Annotated in this window: 12 protein-coding genes; 4 read left to right on the forward strand and 8 right to left on the reverse strand. The window is 71.6% G+C overall.

Annotated elements, in window-relative coordinates; translation table 11 throughout:
• Positions 1-15: 15 nt before the first annotated feature.
• Entirely contained in the window at positions 16-1,101 is a 1,086-nt protein-coding gene (locus Pla133_RS04185) for an SIR2 family protein (protein WP_145062760.1), read from the forward strand.
• Here the strand turns inward: Pla133_RS04185 and Pla133_RS04190 are convergent.
• Genes Pla133_RS04190 through Pla133_RS25920 form a run of 3 tightly spaced genes read right to left on the reverse strand, consistent with a single transcriptional unit; the run spans position 1,098 to position 5,431 of the window.
• Positions 1,098-2,324 carry a DUF1501 domain-containing protein gene (locus tag Pla133_RS04190; protein ID WP_145062763.1) on the reverse strand — a complete coding sequence of 409 codons (1,227 nt, stop codon included), beginning with the start codon at positions 2,322-2,324 and terminating at the stop codon, positions 1,098-1,100. The genes Pla133_RS04185 and Pla133_RS04190 overlap by 4 nt on opposite strands.
• Before the next feature lie 3 nt (positions 2,325-2,327).
• Positions 2,328-3,620, reverse strand: coding sequence for a DUF1800 domain-containing protein (locus tag Pla133_RS04195; protein ID WP_419192111.1), 1,293 nt, complete (start codon positions 3,618-3,620; stop codon positions 2,328-2,330).
• Positions 3,617-5,431 (reverse strand): hypothetical protein, encoded by a 1,815-nt coding sequence (locus Pla133_RS25920; RefSeq protein WP_419192112.1) that lies wholly within the window; start codon positions 5,429-5,431, stop codon positions 3,617-3,619. The genes Pla133_RS04195 and Pla133_RS25920 overlap by 4 nt, the downstream gene beginning before the upstream one ends.
• 474 nt (positions 5,432-5,905) lie before the next feature.
• On the opposite strand from Pla133_RS25920, the gene Pla133_RS04200 reads away from it, so the two are divergent.
• On the forward strand, positions 5,906-7,903 hold the full coding sequence (locus Pla133_RS04200) for a CRTAC1 family protein (RefSeq protein WP_145062767.1): 1,998 nt from the start codon (positions 5,906-5,908) through the stop codon (positions 7,901-7,903).
• Positions 7,904-8,019: 116 nt separating this feature from the next.
• Here Pla133_RS04200 and Pla133_RS04205 read toward each other — a convergent pair whose 3' ends face one another.
• The 5 genes from Pla133_RS04205 to Pla133_RS04225 all read right to left on the reverse strand — a co-directional run bounded on the left by Pla133_RS04205 (position 8,020) and on the right by Pla133_RS04225 (position 14,352).
• Entirely contained in the window at positions 8,020-9,192 is a 1,173-nt protein-coding gene (locus tag Pla133_RS04205; RefSeq protein ID WP_145062770.1) for an ATP-binding protein, read from the reverse strand.
• 203 nt (positions 9,193-9,395) lie between these two features.
• Positions 9,396-9,842: a toxin-antitoxin system YwqK family antitoxin gene (locus Pla133_RS04210; RefSeq protein WP_145062772.1), complete on the reverse strand. Its 447-nt coding sequence runs from the start codon at positions 9,840-9,842 to the stop codon at positions 9,396-9,398.
• Positions 9,843-10,038: 196 nt separating this feature from the next.
• Entirely contained in the window at positions 10,039-10,584 is a 546-nt protein-coding gene (locus Pla133_RS04215; RefSeq protein ID WP_145062775.1) for a hypothetical protein, read from the reverse strand.
• A 216-nt stretch (positions 10,585-10,800) separates the two neighbouring features.
• Positions 10,801-13,266, reverse strand: a complete 2,466-nt coding sequence (locus tag Pla133_RS04220) for a sigma-70 family RNA polymerase sigma factor (protein WP_145062778.1) — start codon at positions 13,264-13,266, stop codon at positions 10,801-10,803.
• A gap of 186 nt (positions 13,267-13,452) precedes the next feature.
• Positions 13,453-14,352 (reverse strand): coiled-coil domain-containing protein, encoded by a 900-nt coding sequence (locus Pla133_RS04225; protein ID WP_145062782.1) that lies wholly within the window; start codon positions 14,350-14,352, stop codon positions 13,453-13,455.
• Between the two features lie 340 nt (positions 14,353-14,692).
• On the opposite strand from Pla133_RS04225, the gene Pla133_RS04230 reads away from it, so the two are divergent.
• Together Pla133_RS04230 and Pla133_RS04235 are read left to right on the forward strand one after the other, a co-directional pair.
• Positions 14,693-15,442, forward strand: coding sequence for an RNA polymerase sigma factor (locus tag Pla133_RS04230; RefSeq protein WP_419192113.1), 750 nt, complete (start codon positions 14,693-14,695; stop codon positions 15,440-15,442).
• Between the two features lie 85 nt (positions 15,443-15,527).
• A complete protein-coding gene (locus tag Pla133_RS04235; RefSeq protein ID WP_145062789.1) occupies positions 15,528-18,116 on the forward strand; it encodes a protein kinase domain-containing protein in 2,589 nt (862 codons plus the stop codon).
• Positions 18,117-18,140: the final 24 nt, after the last annotated feature.

The raw sequence follows: 18,140 nt of genomic DNA on the forward strand, positions 1-18,140 counted from the left end.
AGTCGAGGAGGAGCATTGGCCAACAGACCGAATCGTCACTACCTGCGCAGTCTCCCGCAGAACGCGCGGCGCGCCCTCGTGCGCGACGCCCGACGCGGCGGCGTGACCCTGGTGCTCGGCGCCGGCGTGTCCCTGTCGCGCGGCCTGCGCAGTTGGCCCGACCTGGTGCGAGCCATGTGGCGCCGGGTGACCGGCGACGAGCGGCTGCCGGACTGGATGGGCGCGGGCGGCGCGAAGCCGCACCCCTTGGCCTACCAGATGGTCTTCGAAGAGCTCGAGCACGCCCTGCGCGCCGAGGAGATCAAGGCGGCACGCGACAACGGCGGCGAACTCGAGGCCGCCGAACGCGCCAGCGAGCGCTTCGCGGCGCTCTTGGCTCAGGAGCTGTACCGCGACTTCGCGGACGGACCGCGGTCCGGCGACACCCTCGACGTGCTCGCTAGGCTCTTGCGTCAGGAACAGGCGTCACCCACGCCGCGCATCGAGCGAGTGATCACCTTCAACGCCGACGACCTGCTCGAGATCGAGGCCAACCGCGGCCACAGCTACCAGTCCGCGCCGGTGGTCTGGGCCGTGCCCCGCGCCAGCTTCCATCCGCGGCGCGGCGGGGGCGCGGGCGGGCGCTCGCCGATCCAGGTCTATCACCTGCACGGCTACCTTCCGAACGTCCGCAACCGACGAGCTTCCCCGGACACGCTGGTGTTCACCGACGCGCAGTATTGGCGCTCCCTGGCGAACCCGGCCTCCTTCGCGAACCGCGTCTTCGCGGGCGCGCTGCAGGACAGCCACTGCGTCTTCATCGGCCTGTCGATGGAGGACGTCAACCTGATGCGTTGGCTCGGCCTGCGCCACGTGGAATTCGAGGACGACTTCCTGGCGCGTTACGGCGCGCCCGGGACCTCGACCAAGAACGTCTGGGAGAACCTGCGCGACAACGCGAACCGCCACTTCTGGATCACCACCGAGGGCGGCGACCCCAGCCGCATCATCGCCTCGCACCTGGAGCGGCGCGGCGTGCGCACGTTGGTCCTGGAGGGCTGGGGGGCGCCGTTCGAGGAGTTGATCGAGGAGTGCTTCCCGGCGCCGGCGGCGGCGGACTAACCACGCAACAAGTCGAGGGGCGCGCGCTTCGAGGTCGGGTGGACGCCGAGCCAGTCGCGCTCGAGGGTCGCGTACACCGAGCGGAAGTCGGTCGAGTGGCGCACGTCGCCGTCCTCGAGGTGCGCGAGGTCGGGCCGCTCGCCGTGCAGCCCGCCGCGCACGGCGCCGCCGAGCAGGAACACCGGCGCGGCGGCGCCGTGGTCGGTGCCACGGGTGCCGTTCTCGGCTACGCGGCGACCGAACTCGCTGTAGACGAGGGTCGTGACGCGGCCCAGGGCCTCGCGGGCGGCAAGCTCGTCGCGGAAGGCGCCCAGGGCCCCGTCCAGCTCGCCCAGCAGCGACGCCTGCACTGGCGCCTGGTCCGCGTGGGTGTCGAAGCCGCCCAGGCGCAGGGTGTAGACGCGCGCGGGGAAGCCGCTGGCGACCAGCACCGCGATCGTCCGCAACTTGCGCGCGAGGTCCGTGCCGGGCCAGTCGGCGCTGGGCTGGACGCGCGCGGCGCCCTCGAGCCGGCGCTCGAGCTCGAGGCCGTCGCGGGCGGTGGCGCGCAGGAAGGCGAGCTCGCCGCGATCGCCGTCGTGCTGGGCAGACAGGGCGTCGCGCGCGGCGGCGGCCGCGGGCGGCAACTCGCGGCGACGGTCGGTCAGGTCGCCCCCGATCGCCGCGCCCGGCGCTCCCGCGTCGGTCAGGGACAGGGGCGGCGGACCGTCGCCCACGTGGACGCCCAGGGGCGCGGCCTCGCCGCGGCGCGCGAGCTGCGAGCAGGCGCGTCCGAGCCAACCGGTGGCCGTGCGGCGGTCCACGTCGCCCACGTCCTCGTGCACGTCGGGAGCGAGCGCCGTCTGCCAGATATCGCTGGAGCGGAAGTGCGAGCGGTCCGGTTGCGGGTAGCCGACGCCCTGGACGATGGCCAGTTCGCCGGCTGCGAGCAGCCCCGCGCAGCGTGGGAGGCTCGGATGCAGGGCCAGGTCCGCGCCGATGTCGTGGGCCCCGGCGGCGGCGGCGGCGAGGGTCGGGCGCGCGCGGTGGTAGCGCTCGTCGCGCCAGGGGATGACGGTGTTCAACCCGTCGTTGCCGCCGGCCAGCTCGATCACCACCAGCACCCGCGCCCCGCCGTCGTCCGTGGACGCGAACGCGCGCCGCGAGAGGGCCCAGGGCGCCACGGCGGTCACGGCCGCGATCTGCACGCCGTGGAAGAGGAACTCGCGTCGCGTCGAAGCCATGGGTCAGACCAGTTGGAACTCGGGTGAAGCGAGGATCAGGGCCGCGCAGGTGGCGCGCGCGGCGCGGGGGGAGCCGGCCTCGGCGGTGGCGCGCACGGCGGCGGCGCGCCAGGGGGGCGCGGGGCGGCCGGGGAGCAGGCTCGCGAGCAACCCGTCGAACAGCTCACTCGGCTCGTCCGGGACGGCTCCGCGTGCCTCGTCGGCCCAGTGCTCGGCCAGCTCGCGCGCCGCGTCGCGCCGCCCGATCCACGTCGTCGAACCGATCCACGCGCGGTCACCCTCCCAACCCTCGACCGTCGGCGGACGGAAGGGCGCCTGACCCAGGCGCGTGGCGAGGGCCGCCGCGCGGGCGGGGGGCAGGCTCGCCCCTAGGCTGCGCGAGGCGGTGGCGATCAGCTCGAGGGGGCCCGCGATGCGACCGGCGCGGGGTCCGGGCGCGAAGAAGCCGCGCGAGAGCAGGAGCCGCCGCAGGGTCGCGCCCAGGTCGTAGTCGCCCGCGTGCAAGTCGCGCGCGACCTCGCCCACCAGACCCTCGGGCGCCGCCGGACCCACGTACTCGCGCACCAGCCGCGCGGCCACGAAGCGCGTGCAGGCGCGCAGCTCGCAGATCGCGTCCACCAACCCGTCGACGCCGAGCGGACCGCGCGCGCCGAGCACGTGCTTGTCGCCGTCGTCGTGGTCCTCGGGGTAGAGCTTCGCGCGGCGCCCGACCACGCGCCAACCGGACAGGGCGCGCGCCGCCTCGCGGATGTCGGTCTCGGTGTAGTTGCCGCGCCCCAGGGAGAACAGCTCGAACGCCTCGCGGGCGAGGTTCTCGTTGGGCGCGCCGCGGCGGTTCTCGACGCCGTCGAGCCAGACCAACATGGCGCCGTCGGTCAGCATCGCGCGCAGGAGCGCGCGGAAGTCGCCCAGGGCGTGCTCGCGCAGGGTCGCGTTCTGGGCGTGCATCAGGCGCACGTCGACGACCTTGTCCCAGGAGGTGGCGAAGTGGTTGGACCACACCAGGGTCGCGCGCTCGCGCAGGGCGCCGGCTCCGCCGCACAGGGCCCGCGTCCACCAGGCCTGTAGCAGCTCGATGTCGCCCGAGCCCAGGAGCAGGGCGATCTGACCGTCGGGCCGCGAGTCGGCGGCTTGCTCGAAGAGCGCGTCCACGGTGGCCTCGGGGCCGCGTTGCACCGCGGCGTCGACCTCCTCGCGCGAGCCACCGAAGGCTGCGCGCCGCAGCAGGTGGGCCGCGGCCGCAGGCCCCCAGTCGAGGTCGGCGCCGGCCGCGGGTTCGAGCCAGTCGCGAGTCACTCGGCCGTTCCCCCGGAGTCCAGCCGCACGACCAGGGCCAGGCCGTCGGGGCCGGTGGCCGAGAGCTCGAGCGACAGGTGCGACTGGGCGGCGAGCAGGGCGAGCACGCCGTCGACCAACTCGCGGGCGCGGGCTTCGCTGAGGCCGCGGCGCAGGCTGATGGCAAGCTCGATCGCATCCCGTTGGGCTTCGATCAGGGCGGCCGCGCGGGATCCATCGACGACCAGGCGCTCGATTGACGGCCCGATGCGATCCGCCACCGGTTGGGCGCGGTTGTCCCTCGCCGTGGGCAGCTCGTCCATCAGGTCGTTCAGGAGGTCTTCGTGGCTGGCCAGGATCAGCCATTTCGCCGTCGCCGCGCAGGCCGGGGCGGCGTTGTAGACCATGTCGATCGGTTCGCCGGGTGCGGGGCGGCTGTAGTGGGCGGCGGTCAGCGCGTGGGTCTCGTCGACCTCGGCGCGACGCAGCAGGAAGGGTCGCCCCTCGCCCTTCTGGGCGCGGTCGACGTTGGAGAGCACGATCGCGTTCTGGAAGGCGGCCACCAGGGGCTCGCGCACCAGGTCGGAGTCGTTCAGCTCCATCACCAGCGCCAGGGCGGGCAGGCGCAGCTCCGGCGCGGGCCCCGAGCGGAAGGGGATCTCGCGCGCGATCAGCTGCACCGTCGGGCCCAGGCGCGGCAGCACGTCGCGGCGCAGGTCCAGTCCGCCCATCAGCAGCTCGAACTGGGACAGACCCTTGGCGAGGCTGGCGCTCGCCTCGTCGTCCAGCTCGAGCGTGCCGTCGACCAGCACGCCGGGCTCGCGGTGGAGCGTCGCGAACAGCAGGTCCGTGGGGCCGGGCTCGATGGCCAGGTCGATCGAGGTGGGCGGAACCACGTCGGGGCCGGTGCTGGCGAGGCCGAGCTCGACGCCGTTGGGGTCGGCGGTCAGCCAGGCGTCGAGTACGTCGCCGCGCGCGATGGTGGACAGGGACGGACCGAAGATCAGTTGCCCCTCGGGCTTGTCCGGCAGGCGGACGAGATCGCGCAGGCCGTCGTCGTCGCCGAACTCCGCCAGAAGGCGTGCCCGCTCCAGGTCGAACTGGGCACCCAGGGCACCCGTCGGACCGGCCGGCGTCCAGTGACCGCGGCTGCGCTCGCGCTGGCGCGCAGCGGCGCCGCCCAGGGTGGCGAGCACCGCGTCGCTGTCCTTGGCGAGCATGGCCATTCCGTCGCGCCAGCCCACCGCCGCGTCGTCGCCCAACTCCCACAGGTCGACGCCGACGCGGTGGGCGGTGGGGGCGTCGAAGGCGCCGGGGAATCCGGCGCGCTCGGCCGCGCGAGCGAGCAGGACTTCCAGTGCCGCTCGGCTTGCACCGTTGTCGCTCCCGCGCAGCACCAGGCCGTAGTCGGGCTTGAGGTTCTTCAAGTCGAGCCAGAAGACGCCGCCGGCGCCGCCCAGGTCGCGGGCGAGCGCGAGCGGCGGCAGCCCCAGCTCGCTCTCGGCCTCGGCCAGGGCCGCGCGGACGCGACCGAGGGCTTGGACGGAGTTCCCGGGTAGGGCGGCGAGGGCCGTGACCGCCGGCTGGCCGGCCAGTCGATCGAGGAACCCGGCGGGGTCGTCGATGGCGACCTTCACCAGCGCTCGATCGGGGATCAACTCGAGGGGAGCGCCGCCCGGAGCGGGGCCATGCGGCGCCTGGGTCGAGAGGAGCGGCCCGCTCGACGCGCCAGCGGCGCCGGCCCGCGAGGGCTCGAGTGCCGTTCCCACGGCGACCAGGGTCAGGGCCGCGAGACCCGGCCCCACGATGTTCGATCGGAGCACGCTCTGCATGGTGGAGGGGACGGGACGGGGGGCGCGGGGTGAAAGGGAATCTCGACTCAAGTGTCCTGGATCAGAAATTCGGCGTCACTTCCCGGAGGTCCGATCGATGCTGGCTAGGCGCGCCGACGACGCGTATCCGCTGCGATACTCGGAGGAGGCGCAGGCGACGCCAGCGGCGATCGGAGCCCGGGAAGTGACGCCGAATTCCTGATCCAGGACACTAGCCCGCATCGGCCGGCTGGATCTGCGCCCGGCACGCCCGCCGTCGGCACCTGGCCGAGGGTCGGGGCCCGTGGCGGCCGCGCAGCCCTTCCTGCTGGGGCTCGGTCGACGGGACGCCGGCAGCTCACGAGTTGGACACGCTGGCCGCAATTCCGCACCGCCGCTGCGGGCTCGACGCGGCGACGGTCGCTGGCCTGGATCCAGGCTAGATTGGGGAGCCCGCCTCGGCCCCCCCGCCTCGACGTCAAGGACCCCGTCCCCATGCTCCCCACGACCGCCTTCTCCGCCCTCCTCGGCTCCGCCGCGGCCGCCGCCCTGCTCGCCGCTCCGACCCAGGCCCAGACCTGGTTCACCGACCAGAGCGACGCCTACGGCGTCGGCTACAAGCACGTGGACGGCAACTTCTCCTACGCCATGGGCGGCGGCGCGGCCTGGTTCGACTACGACAACGACGGGGACGAGGACCTGCTGGCGACCAACTCCTTCGGGCGCCACGACATGTTCCGCAACGACGGCGGGGTCTTCACCGAGGTCACGGTCGAGAGCGGTGTCGAGCTCGGGTACATCACCGACACCATCGGCGTGATGGCCGGCGACTACGACGGCGACGGGTGGATCGACGTCTACCTGACCAACTCCGGGGCGAACATCCTGTTCCACAACAACGCGGACGGCTCGTTCACCGACGTGGCCGCGGCCGAGGGCGTGGCCGGGGACGACTGGAGTTCCTGCTCGGCCTGGGGCGATTGGGACAAGGACGGCGACCTGGACCTGTACGTGGGCAACTACGTCGACAGCCTCAACTTCCCGTACCACTTCGGCGGCGTGAACCGCTACTACGAGAACCAGGGCGACGTGGTCGGTCCGCGCTTCGTGGAGCGCGCCGCGGAGCTCGGCATCGACGACTTCGCCCTCTTCGGGCCCTCGATCTCCGGCTTCCCCTACATCTCGCCCGAGGGCCAGGCCACGGCCGGCTGTGCACTCTCGATCTGCTCGATCGACTGGGACGAGGACGGGGACCAGGACATCCTGGTCGGCAACGACTTCGGCCAGTGGGTCACGCCCAACAAGCTCTACCGCAACGACCTCGACCTGGGCGGCGGCCTGGCCTTCACGGACATCACCGAAGAGACCAACTTCGACGAGCGACCCCACTACAACATGGGGATCAACGGCGCCGACTACGACCACGACGGCGACTGGGACTTCTACAAGTCGAACCTCGGCGACAACCTGCTGCTGCGCAACGACAAGGGCCTCTTCGCGGACGCCACCTACACGGCGGGGGTGGCTTCCGGTGAGACCGCGGACGGGACCCTGCTCGTGTCGTCGTGGTCGATCCAGTGGGCCGACTTCGACCTCGACACCTTCGAGGACCTGTACGTGTCCAACGGCGTGATCCCCGCCGCGCCGTTCATCAAGAACGACCCGCGTGCGGCCAACGATCTCTACCTCAACGACGGCGACGGCACCTTCACCGAGGTCGCCGACGAGCTGTCGGGCGCGGCCGACGACGGTGCCGGGCGGGGCGTTGCCATGTGCGACGTCAACCGCGATGGCCTGCTCGATTTCTACCTGATGAACAACGGCGCCCCCGGCGTCGGCATCCAGTCGGACTTCTGCCGCCTGTTCGTGGCCAACCCGGCCATGGTCGACCCGGCCAACGGCTTCCTGCAACTGCGCCTGCGCGGCACGACCAGCAACTGGGAGGCCTTCGGCTCGCGGATCGACGCCCTGGTGGACGGCGTCGTGCTCAAGCGCCAGCTACTCGGCGACCCGGTCTTCCTGTGCAGCAGCTCGCGCGAGGTGCACTTCGGCCTGGGCACGGCCAGCGAGGTCGAGAGCGTCCAGATCCACTGGCCCCAGGGCACCTTCCAGGAGATCGTCGGCGTCCCGCGCAACCTGCAGCTCGAGATCTTCGAGCCCCAGGTGCTGATGAGCGGGCTGCAGCCGACCGAGTTCGACGGCGCGAACAAGGTGGTGCGCTTCAAGGTGGATCTCGCGAGCGTCGCAGCCGGTGACGAGGCCTACGGAGTCCTCTTGCAAGTGCGCTTCGGCGAAGGCGGCCCGATCGTCCACCAGGCCAGCGCCGGCGGCGTGCTGGGGGGCGGGGGGAGCACGACGCAGACCTTCGAGGTCCCCGTGACCCCGTCGATCATCGCCGCGATCACCGGCCAAGGCTTCGAGTTCGACGTGCGCGCCTACGTCGTCGCCGGCACGGCCGTCGACAGCCGGCGCAACGTGGATCCGATTCCTTGAGGCCCGAGGGTGGTTGTTGTCGCCCTCGATGACGAGATGGCCTCGACCGAGGCTCACTCCGCCGATCTCCGGTCGGGTCGTCGGGTCGGTGGTTTCTGCCGATCCCTCGTCCGCGTCTAGGACCAGTCGCGCTCGGCGACCTGCCGCCAGGGGATCAAGGTGCCTTTGGAACGCTCCTGCAGTTCGTCGCCGCCGTAGACGACTGTCGTTTCGATGGGCTTGCCCGTGGCTTCGAGCCTAGCGCGGACGCGCGCAATGCCGTCCAGGAGGCTGGTCGAGGGCGTGCTCGCGGACTTGACTTCGATCGTGCAGATGCGGTCAGGGGTTTCGATGACGATGTCGGCTTCGACTCCGTCGCGGTCACGGTAGAAGGCGAGGCGCGCGGGCTCGCCGCGGTTGAGGCTGTGTTTGACGAGCTCTGACACGACCCAGGACTCGAAGATCGCGCCGCGTAGGGGGTGTGCGCGCAGGTGGTCGGGGCTGCGGATCCCGAGCAGCCAGCAGACGAGGCCGCTGTCGTAGAAGTGCAGCTTGGGCTGCTTGACCAGGCGCTTTCGCAGGTTGGCGTGAAACGGCGGGAGGCGATGGACCAGAAAGCTCGCCTCGAGGACTCCGAGCCACGACTTGGCGGTCGGCTGGGTCACGCCCGCGTCCGCAGCGAGGGAGGAATAGTTGAGCAGCTGTCCCGTGCGGCCTGCGCACAGCTCGACGAAGCGGCGGAAGGCCACCAAGTCGCCCACGTTCGTGATCGTGCGCACGTCGCGCTCCACGTAGGTCGCGACGTAGGAGCCGAGCCAGTCGGCGGGATCGAGCCCCTGGTCGAAGATGCGCGGGTAGCCGCCGGCGACGAGGGTCTCGTCGAGGGTCGCGGGGTAGGCGTCGAAGCGAATGACCTCGTCTCGGGCGAGGGGCAAAAGATGCAGGACGGCCGACCGGCCGGCGAGGGACTGACTGACCGACTCGAGCAGGGCCAGGTTTTGCGACCCGGTGAGGATCCACCGGCCGGGGCGCGGATCCTCGTCGATCAGGACCTGCAGGTACGAGGGCAGTGCGGGCGTGCGCTGGATCTCGTCGAGGATCACTCCGCCTTCGAATCGGTCCAGGAAGGCCCGAGGATCGTCGAGCGCGAAGTCCCGGGCATCCGGGGCCTCGAGGTTGACGTAGGCGTGGCTCGGGAAGAGGGTCCGGCAGAGGGTCGACTTGCCGCTCTGGCGGGGGCCGGTGAGGGTCACGGCCGGGTGCTGGGAGGCGGCGTGCCGTAGCCGGTGGGCGAGGTCTCGCTCGATCATGGCCGGGTCAATCGACCACCCAGTCGGGCAAATTCAAAATTTGATTTTGAATTTGCCCGACTGGGCGGGCCTGGAGGGCCCTAGGGGCCCTCTGGCGTTCTTCCGACAGCGGGGCCCCCCGGCCCACGAGCCGCCGGGTCGGGCCGGGGACGAGCTGCGCGAGGAGGACGACAGCTGCGCTCCGACGCCCGTCGCGCGGCGGGTCACGGCGGCGTCGGGAGCCACTGGCTTTCGAGGTCGAACTCCTCGATTCGGGCTCCGTCGTCGAGTTGGAGATCGAACTGGTAGATCGCGCGGTGAAAAGCGCCGTCGCCGTAGCTCGTGTACCAGGGCCCGACCTTGGTTCCGTGGACTTGGGACCCGGCGCGCTCGAGCGTGCCCTGGTCGTCGAAGTACTCCCAACGCCCCGAGGGTGCGCCGTCGACGAGCGGACCGACCGCCCGCAGCTGCTCGTCGTCGTCGAAGAAGCACCAGAGTCCCTCGTCGGAGCCGTTCACGCGAATCCCGAAGCCGCGCAGCTCGGACTCCTCGCCATGGACCCAAATCGGCATCGTCCGCGTGCCGAGTTCTGCCTCGGACGATTCGGAGACCCATGCGTCGATCTCGTCCGACAGGCCGAGTGAGAGTGGGCGCCGCGACGGTTGGAGCACGTCGATCGGGGCTGAGTCGACTGTCGCACGCTGTGATGCGTCACCAGGCAATTCGAGGTCGCGAGGCGCGTGGGCGCTCGGCTCGACCCCAGGCCCGCCGAGCAGCGGCGCGACGACCGCTCGGCCCGAGATCACCGCGAGCCCGCCCGCCACCAGGGCGCTTCATCCGGTCGACAACGGACGCCTGTCCTGAAGGTCACTCCGACCCATCTGCCCGCCCATGGTCGTGATGGACGCGAGTCCCGTTCGGGTTGGTCAGGGCCCACTCGAACGCCCGTCGTCCCCCGACCATCGTCCCGCTGGCCGCGTACTCGCTCTCCGTCGAGGTGTACTCCCACTGGCCGAACTCCGATCCGAGGACCAGGACGCCATGGCCGGTCAGTAGCGGCGGACCGGCGATGCCGATCGCCGCGCCATGGAATTGGCCGTCGTCGAGTACCACGCCTTGGCCCGAAGCTTCGAGCCGCTCGCGGGCAGCACGCAGGATGTCTCGGATCCTCGAAGCTGCGGCAGCTCCGGGCGCAATCCCTCGCTGGTCCGATTCGCCCGCGACCTGGGGATCTCGCGGGGGCGCCAGAGCAACGGCCAGTGACTCCACCGCGGCGTCCATCGGCGGGGCGACGATCGCCGCTCTCGGAAGGGTGTTCGGCTCACTGCCATTGACCTCGTCCAAGACACCCCACCCGGTTCCGATGACCAGGCCCAGCACGACGGCAGCCGGTAATGCGAATTGGCGAGTCACGATTTGATCCGGGTACATGGATAACACGTGTGTCCGGGCAGGTCTGTTCCTCAGCTGCCCGCTCGCGCAGGGAACGGCAGCCAAGCTCGCGGAGTGGACCGCTGTCGATCAGAACGGCGAGACCGATGAACTTGCCGGTCTCGAATGCCGTGCGAACTGCGGCAGACTGCCGTTTGGTTGCGGCGGGGCCGGCCAGGCCCGAGGGGGAGGAACGCCTCAGCGGGGCTCCAGCCGGAGCTGAATCGGCGCTCCCGATTCGCCGGCTTCCAGGACGCAGCGCGGTCCGACGGTCGGCCGGGCAGCGGGGTGTAGCGCCACCGCATGGAAGGCGACGCCGGCCGGGAGCTCAGTCAGGCCGAAACGCCCCCGCTCGTCGGTGCGGACGGCGCCGTGGCCGAGGACGCGCTCGCGCCCGTCGGTGAGGCGGAGGCGCTCGTCGATCCACTGGACCGCCGCGTCCGAGAGGGGACCGGCGCCGGTCGCGATCACGACGGCGTCGGCGACGGGATCGCCGTGGCCGTCGACCACCGTTCCGACGAGGGTTCCGCCGGGTTCCAGCTTCAGGGTCAGGCCGTGCCGAACCTCCCCCTCGCCGAGCTCGATGGGTCCCAGGAAGGCGGGCGCGTCGTCTTGCCGCGCAAGGCGCAACAGGTAGCGACCCTCTGCGAGGCCCTGGAGGTGGAAGCGGTCCGAAGGTTCGGGGATCGGCTGCATCATCATCTTCTGCGCGGGGGCGGGGAGGATGCGTGTCGGGAGCCAATCCAGCTCGAAGTCGCTGCCCTCGGGCAGGTCGATCCGCAACAGGTCCAGGTCCCAGGGGTCGACGATCGCGGGCGAGTCGTCCGCAGCGAGGCGCACGCGCCCGTGCAGCTCCGCGCCGTGCAGACCCAGGTCGCGCGGGTCGTCCGCGCGCTTGATCCGCAGCTCGAGCGCCTCGTCGCCGGCGACGACGGTTGCGGATCCGGTCGACCAGCCAGCCCCCTCGATCCCGGCGAGGTCGTTGCCGACGTGGATGCGATGCGCGCCCGGCTCGAGGCCGGCGATCCGGAATCGTCCGAGGTCGTCCGGTGCCGCGAAGCGCTGCTCGCCGGTTGTCGGGCTGACCAAGGTCAGGAGCACGCCGGATGGATCGGGGATCACTCCATCGACCGTGCGCACGGTCCCCGCGATCTCGAGGCCGCGATCGAGCTGGATCGTGAGCGAGACGGGATCGCCGTCTGCCACCTCGAAGCGCTCCATCGCCGGCGCGAAGCGCTGCTGCGGGTCGACTACGCGCAGCACCTTGGAGCCCAAGAGCGAGCCACGGTGGTAGGCCAGGCCGCTGCCGTCCGTGGTCAGGCGAACCTCGTTGCGCTCGGCCCAGTCCGCCCGAGCGTGCCAGCCCGAGATCGGGTCCGCACCACCGTCCGCCAAGGGCCGCTGACTCGCGAGGTCCAGCCGCAGGTCCGGGATCGGCGCTCCGTCGGGGCCGACGACTTCGATCGAGAGGTCGAAGGCGCCGACCTCAGGGAGCAGCAGCGCCTTGGCCCGCAGCAGGCCGAAGTCGGTCACCTGCTCGGGCAGGATGCGCGCCACTTCGCTGCGCTGGATCGAGAGTTGCGCGCGGCGCGCGTGCAGGCGGTACAGGCCACCGGCCGCATCGGCGAGTGCGACCTCGGCCTCGAAGCGTCCGCTCGAGTCCGTGAGGGCCGTGGCGCTGAAGCGTGGCTGCTTGCCGACGCGCTCCACCGAGGCGACGGTCACCTCGCAGTCCGCGACGGGCACGCCGTCGGCGTCGAGGACTTGGCCGCGGGCCGTGCCGATCGGCACTTGGACGGCGTCGGCGGGGCCAGCGGTGGCGAGCTCGCGCCGCGATCCGGTGGCGGGAGTGTCGATCGATGCGGTGCCTGTGGGGTCGACCAGCGAGGCCACCTCCACGATCGCGGCAGGTTCGGCCTCGGCGGCGGGCGACGACATCGCCGCGAGCTTCGGGTCCTCCCGACCGTCGCCCCGACCCAGGGTCGCGACGCCGAGCGCGAGCCCGGCCGCCACGGGCAAGCCGATGGCCCAGGCCCAGAGCCCGCCCGCGGCGATCGGTGCCTCGAGGCCGAGCAGCGACTCCGCCAGGCCAGCCGTGTTCGCGATCGGCTGGGCGCGGGCGAGACTCCCCTCGAGGTCGACGGCCAGGGCCGCCGGAAGCCCGGCCCCGACCAGGCCGCGGCGCAGGCGCTCCAAGGCCCGCTCCACCCGCCCGTGCGCCGTGCTCTCGGCGATGTCGAGCGCCTCGCCGATGCGGGCGTAGCCCAGGCCCTCCTGGGTTCGCAGCACCAGCGGCAGCCGCAGTTCCTCGGGAAGCTCCGCTAGCAACGCGCGCAGCTGGGCGAGTCCGTCGGCCGTCTCGATCGGGTCGCGGTCCTCGCTCGGGCTTCTCTCCAAGGCGTGCTCCTGTTCTCGGCGGCGGCGTCGCTCCGCCCCGCGTCTGGCGTCGAGCGCCGCCCGGACCGACCACCAGCACAGGATCTGCCGCGCCCGATCGGGCTCCGCGATCACGAGCTTGCCCTCGAGCACGCGCAGGAAGACCTCCTGGGTCACGTCCCTAGCGGCGGCGTCGTCGGTGAGCAGGCGCAGGGCCGAGCGGTAGACCGCTTCGTGGTGGGCGTGGACCAGCGCTTCGAAGTCACGTCGTTGCGGGCGTCGTTTCATGGTGGTCGAGCTCGGAGGCGACGGTGGTCGGTTCCGACCTACCGAGGCCGCCGAGCCTCGGATCTTCACCCGAATCGCGAGAATCCGGCCTCACGAACGCACCGCGGGCGACCGACCCTTTCGGATCGGCCGCCCGCCGTGGGTCGAGTGGTGGACCCGTGGGTCCAGCACCGCTCCAGGGAGAGATCAGCGCATGACCGGGGCGAGCTCGAAGCCGCGCTCGGAGTAGATCGACTCGGGAGCCGAGATCGACCGGCCCTCGTCTTCGATCTGCATCCGGGCCAGGTCCTCGTAGGAGACCTGCTGCTGGTCGTTGGCGAGCAGCTCCAGCTCCGCCTCCTGGCGGCTGCGGACCTCGGCCAGGCGGCCGGTGAGGTTCTCGAGGCTCGAGGCCTCGTAGCGGTCGTGCTCGTCCAGGGCCTTCTGGCGCTTCTCCATCATCTCGATCAGGCGCTCGTTGCGGGCGATGGCGTCGACCTGACGCTCGATCTGCCACAGTTGCGCCTGGAACTGGGAGCGCTCGGTCTCGAGCTGGACCAGGGCGTCGCTCAGGCGTTCGGCCTGGGCGCGCAGGTAGCCGAGGTCGCGGTCCGCATCGGCGGCGCGGCTCGAGTACACGGCGCGGGTCTGACGGATCTGGCCAGCGCGGGTGACGGCCTTGTCGTAGGCGTACTCACGGTCGTCGAAGCGCACGGCGGTCGAGGCCAGGGCGGCGCCGCCCTGGGCCCGCAGGCTGGCGAGCTGCTCCTCGATCTGACCCAGATCGCGGTCGGCGAGCTCGACCACCTTGGCCGAGATCGAGCGCTCGCGCTCCAGTTGGCCGATCTGTTGGTTCAGCTCGGCCATGTCGCCGGTGAGCTGGGAGATCCGCTCGGGGTACTCGGCCTCGAGCTTGCGGAGCTGGGAGCGGATCGCGACCGGGTCGTCGATCTGGTTGTCGATCCGGCTGTGGATCTCTTGCTGGGCCTGGCTGAGCAGCGCGGCGGCGCGCTGGGGGCCCGCGACCATGGCGACGGCGCCACCCGCGAGCCCGAGGCCCAGGCCGCCGACGACGCAGGTGCGAATGAGCTTGCGGCAGAAGAACATCGTGTGAATCCCTATTGGTTCGTTGCTGGTGAAGAGAGGTGCGGCTGGCGGGTGGTCCCCGCTCGCGCCACGCCCAGTTGTTCGGGAAGCCGGCGGTCGCCTTGCGCTGCGCAGGCGGATCTCGGGCAGATTCCGGCCCGGATCGCCCCCCGCGACCCCGGGAATGGGGCGGGGCGCCCCGGGAACCTCCGCGGGCCCCCGGCCGTACCCCGGGGGGCCTTGTTATCCGGGCCCACCGCCGAGGGCCGCGCCCACGGCCCGCCGGTGCAGAATGGAGGCCGCCCGCGCACGTATCCCGCGCCCTTCGCCGGCCCCGCCTCCACCTCCCCCCAACGTCTCGATGCCCCAGGACCTCTCGACCGGCTTCATCGGCCGACTCCGCGCCCGCGACCCCCAGGCTTGGTTCGAGCTGTGGGAGATCTTCGGGCCGGTCCTGCGCGGCCAACTGCACCGCTGGGGCAAGGGACAGATCGGCGCCGAGACGGTCCAGGACCTGTCCCAGGAGACCCTGGCGGCCCTGAGCCAGGCGATCGACACCCACGACGCCGCGCGGGGCGTGCGCTTCTCGACCTGGCTGCTCGCGATCGCGCGCTACACCCTCTCGGACGAGTTCGACCGGCGCATGGCCCTCAAGCGCGGCGCCGGCCGACGGCCCTTGGCGTTGGAGGAGGCCTACTCCAAGGGCGACGAGAACCCGCGCCCCGACGAGCAGTACCACGCCCTGATCTTCGGCGCGAAGGTCGAGGCCGCCATCCGCATGGTCGAGCGCGAGGCGGAGTTCATGGACTTCAACGTGTTCCGCATGCGGACCCTCGAGGGCCGCACGGGCGTCGAGGTGGCGGAGTCGATGGGGCTGTCGGAGGCCTCGGTCAGTCGGCGCCTGGCGAAGGTCCGCAAGTCCCTGCGCGGGAAGCTGGGCGAAGTGGTCGAGCGCTTCAGCTTCACCCAGGACGAAATCGAGGAGCCCGGGCGCAAGGGCCTCGACCCCAATCCGAACAAGGCATCGGACGCGCTCTTCGACGAGGCCGTTGCGGAGGTCTACCACCGCTACCTCGAGTTCCGCGAGGACGCGTCCGCCGGTCCGAGCTGAGCCGCGCCCACCTCAGCCGCGCCGGCCCAGCGGAGACCGCCTCGCCCACGCCGGTGCCCGGCCCCAAGACCCGGGAGCTGCCAAGATGATCCAACTGCCCCTCGAAGCCCTCGGTGCCCTGATCGGCGTGCTCGCTGCCATTGCCGGCGCCGTGCTCGCCGTCTGGCTCGTCTTTCGCCTGCTGTCCCTGGTCTTCACGGGCCTGGGCGCCCTGTTCACCGGCTTCGGGCGCCTGGTGGGTCACGTCTTCACCTGCCTCAAGGGGATCGTCGTCAGCGCGCTGCGCTACGCCGGCTCGATCCTGACCGCCGTCGTCTTCCTGCCGATGGTGCTGTTCAGCATCGTCCTCGGGCGCTGGTCGGCGGCGACCCACTACGGCCGCGCCGCGGGCGAGGAGCTGCGCGACGCGGCCCTGTCGCTGTACAGGGCCGCCGTGGGCTACCCCCTGCGTCTGGTCGGGCTCGGGGGGCTGGTCGCCGGCTTCGAGAGCCGCATCCCCGACGTGATCGCCCGCGCTCCGGGCACCGATCGCCCCAGTGGCGGTTCCAAGGCCTTCGAGGGCTACAACGTCGTCGGCTCGCTGCCGCCCGGCGGTTCGGGCGCCAAGCTCTACCTGGCGACGCCCACGGACCAGAAGGCGGCCCAACTGGCCCAGGCCGGGGTGCGCTGCCCCGACAAGGTCGTGATCAAGGCCTTCTCGATCGAATCCGGCTCGACCGTGCCGCAGATGATGCGCGAGGGCCGCGCCCTCGAGGCGGCGCGCGACCTGGGTTTGGTGCTCGAGCACTCCAGCGACGACGCGGGGTCCTTCCACTACGTGATGCCCTTCGTGCCCGGCGACGACCTGGGACAGGTCACGCGCGGTCTGCACGCGGCCTCGGGCACCGACGGTCTCAACGACACGGCCCTGCGCGCCGCGGTCGGCTACGGCTCGGGCCTGCTCGAGATCCTCTCGCGCTTCCACCGCGCGGGCCTGTGGCACAAGGACATCAAGCCCAACAACATCATCGTCTCGGGCCAGCGCGTGGAGCTGGTCGACCTGGGGCTGGTCACGCCCCTGGCCTCGGCGATGACGCTGACCACCCACGGCACCGAGTACTACCGCGACCCGGAGCTGGTGCGCCTGGCCATGCAGGGCGTCAAGGTGCAGGACGTCGACGGGGTCAAGTTCGACCTCTACTCGGCCGGCGCGGTGCTCTACAACCTGGTCGAGAACGAGTTCCCGGCCCACGGCAGCCTCTCCAAGATCACGCGCCGCTGCCCCGATGCGCTGCGTTGGATCATCCGCCGCTCGATGGCGGACCTGAAGAGCCGCTACGCGTCCGCGGAAGAGATGCACGGGGATCTGCGTGCGCTGCTCGCGGCGGACAAGCCCTTCGACGTCAAGCCGGCGCAGCTGCCCTCCATGGGTGGCGCCGCGGCGCCGCCGATCGAGAGCTTCGAGGACGACGGTCGGCCGGAGCTGGCCGGGCTGCACCCGGTGCCGCCCACGGCCGGTGCGCCCATCCCGCCGAATGCGGAGCCCGCCCCCGGCGAGCTCGAGTTCGAGACGCGCTCCAGCCGCAAGCGTCGCGACCGCGCGCACAAGCGCCGCCAGAAGGCGCCCATGGGCTTCATGGCCTTCATCGGCGTGACCCTGGCCGTGCTGATGATCCCCGGTTGCCTCGGGATGATGTTCCTGGGCGCCGCGCGCGTGACGCACGGCGATCACCTGCAAGCGAGCGTGATCAGCATGCCTTCGGTGCGGTTCAACTCGCCCATGCCGCCCGCGCCGCAGATGCCGAGCGGCGGCAGCCACTCGATGCTGAACGACTTCCCCGGCACCTTCCCGACGCCGCCCTACGTCCCCGAGCAGCTCTACGGTCAGGTCACCTCGGCTCCCGAAGCGCCGGCCATGCCGAGCGCGGTCCGCAGGGCCATGCTCGGTGCCAAGCTCGAGCGCGTGGCCAACCCGGACAACTGGGCCGGCGCCGCCGACGAGCTGGCGCGCCGCGCGGAGGACTGGGTCGACGACCTGGACGACCACATCGACCACCACGTGCTCGACGAGCTCGAGGCCTGGACCGACGACCTGGAGCGTTGGGCGGACGAGGTCGATCGCTGGGCCGACGAGTTCGACGACCTGGAGCCCGGCGAGGCCGAGCGCTTCGCGCGCCAGGTGACCTCGATGCTCGCGGACAAGGCCCAGTGGGAGAACGAGCTGGCCAGCCTCGACGCGCGCTTCGGCGACGTGGCGGACGCCTGCGAGTTGACCGACGACGAGTGCACGGTCGACGCGTCGCCCTGGGCCGATCGCCCGACCCCGCGCGTCCTGGCCATCGCCCAGCGGCGCCACGCCATCCCGCGCCGAATCGCCGAGCAGATGAACATGGCCATGGTCGACGAGCTTGGTTGGGACTTGGTCAGCGAGGACATCGGCTCGGACGACCCCCGCGACGAGGACCTGGTGGTCCGCGCCCGGACCGAGGCGGGCTTCTCCGACATCGACGACAGCGAGGTCAACGGACGCCTGGGCCAGATCCTGGTCGACGGTGACTTCGACGTGATCGTGCGCTGGACCTGGAACGAGGAGTCCCAGCGGGTCCGCAGCCACTTGCTCCTGAGCAACGGCGAGTGGAACTGGACGTCTTCGGCCTTGTCCGAGGCGCAGCAGGGTCTGACCCTCGCCCGCTGATCGGCGCCTCGCGCCCCGATTCGA

The sequence above is a fragment of the Engelhardtia mirabilis genome (assembly GCF_007748095.1).
Lineage (GTDB): Bacteria > Planctomycetota > UBA1135 > UBA1135.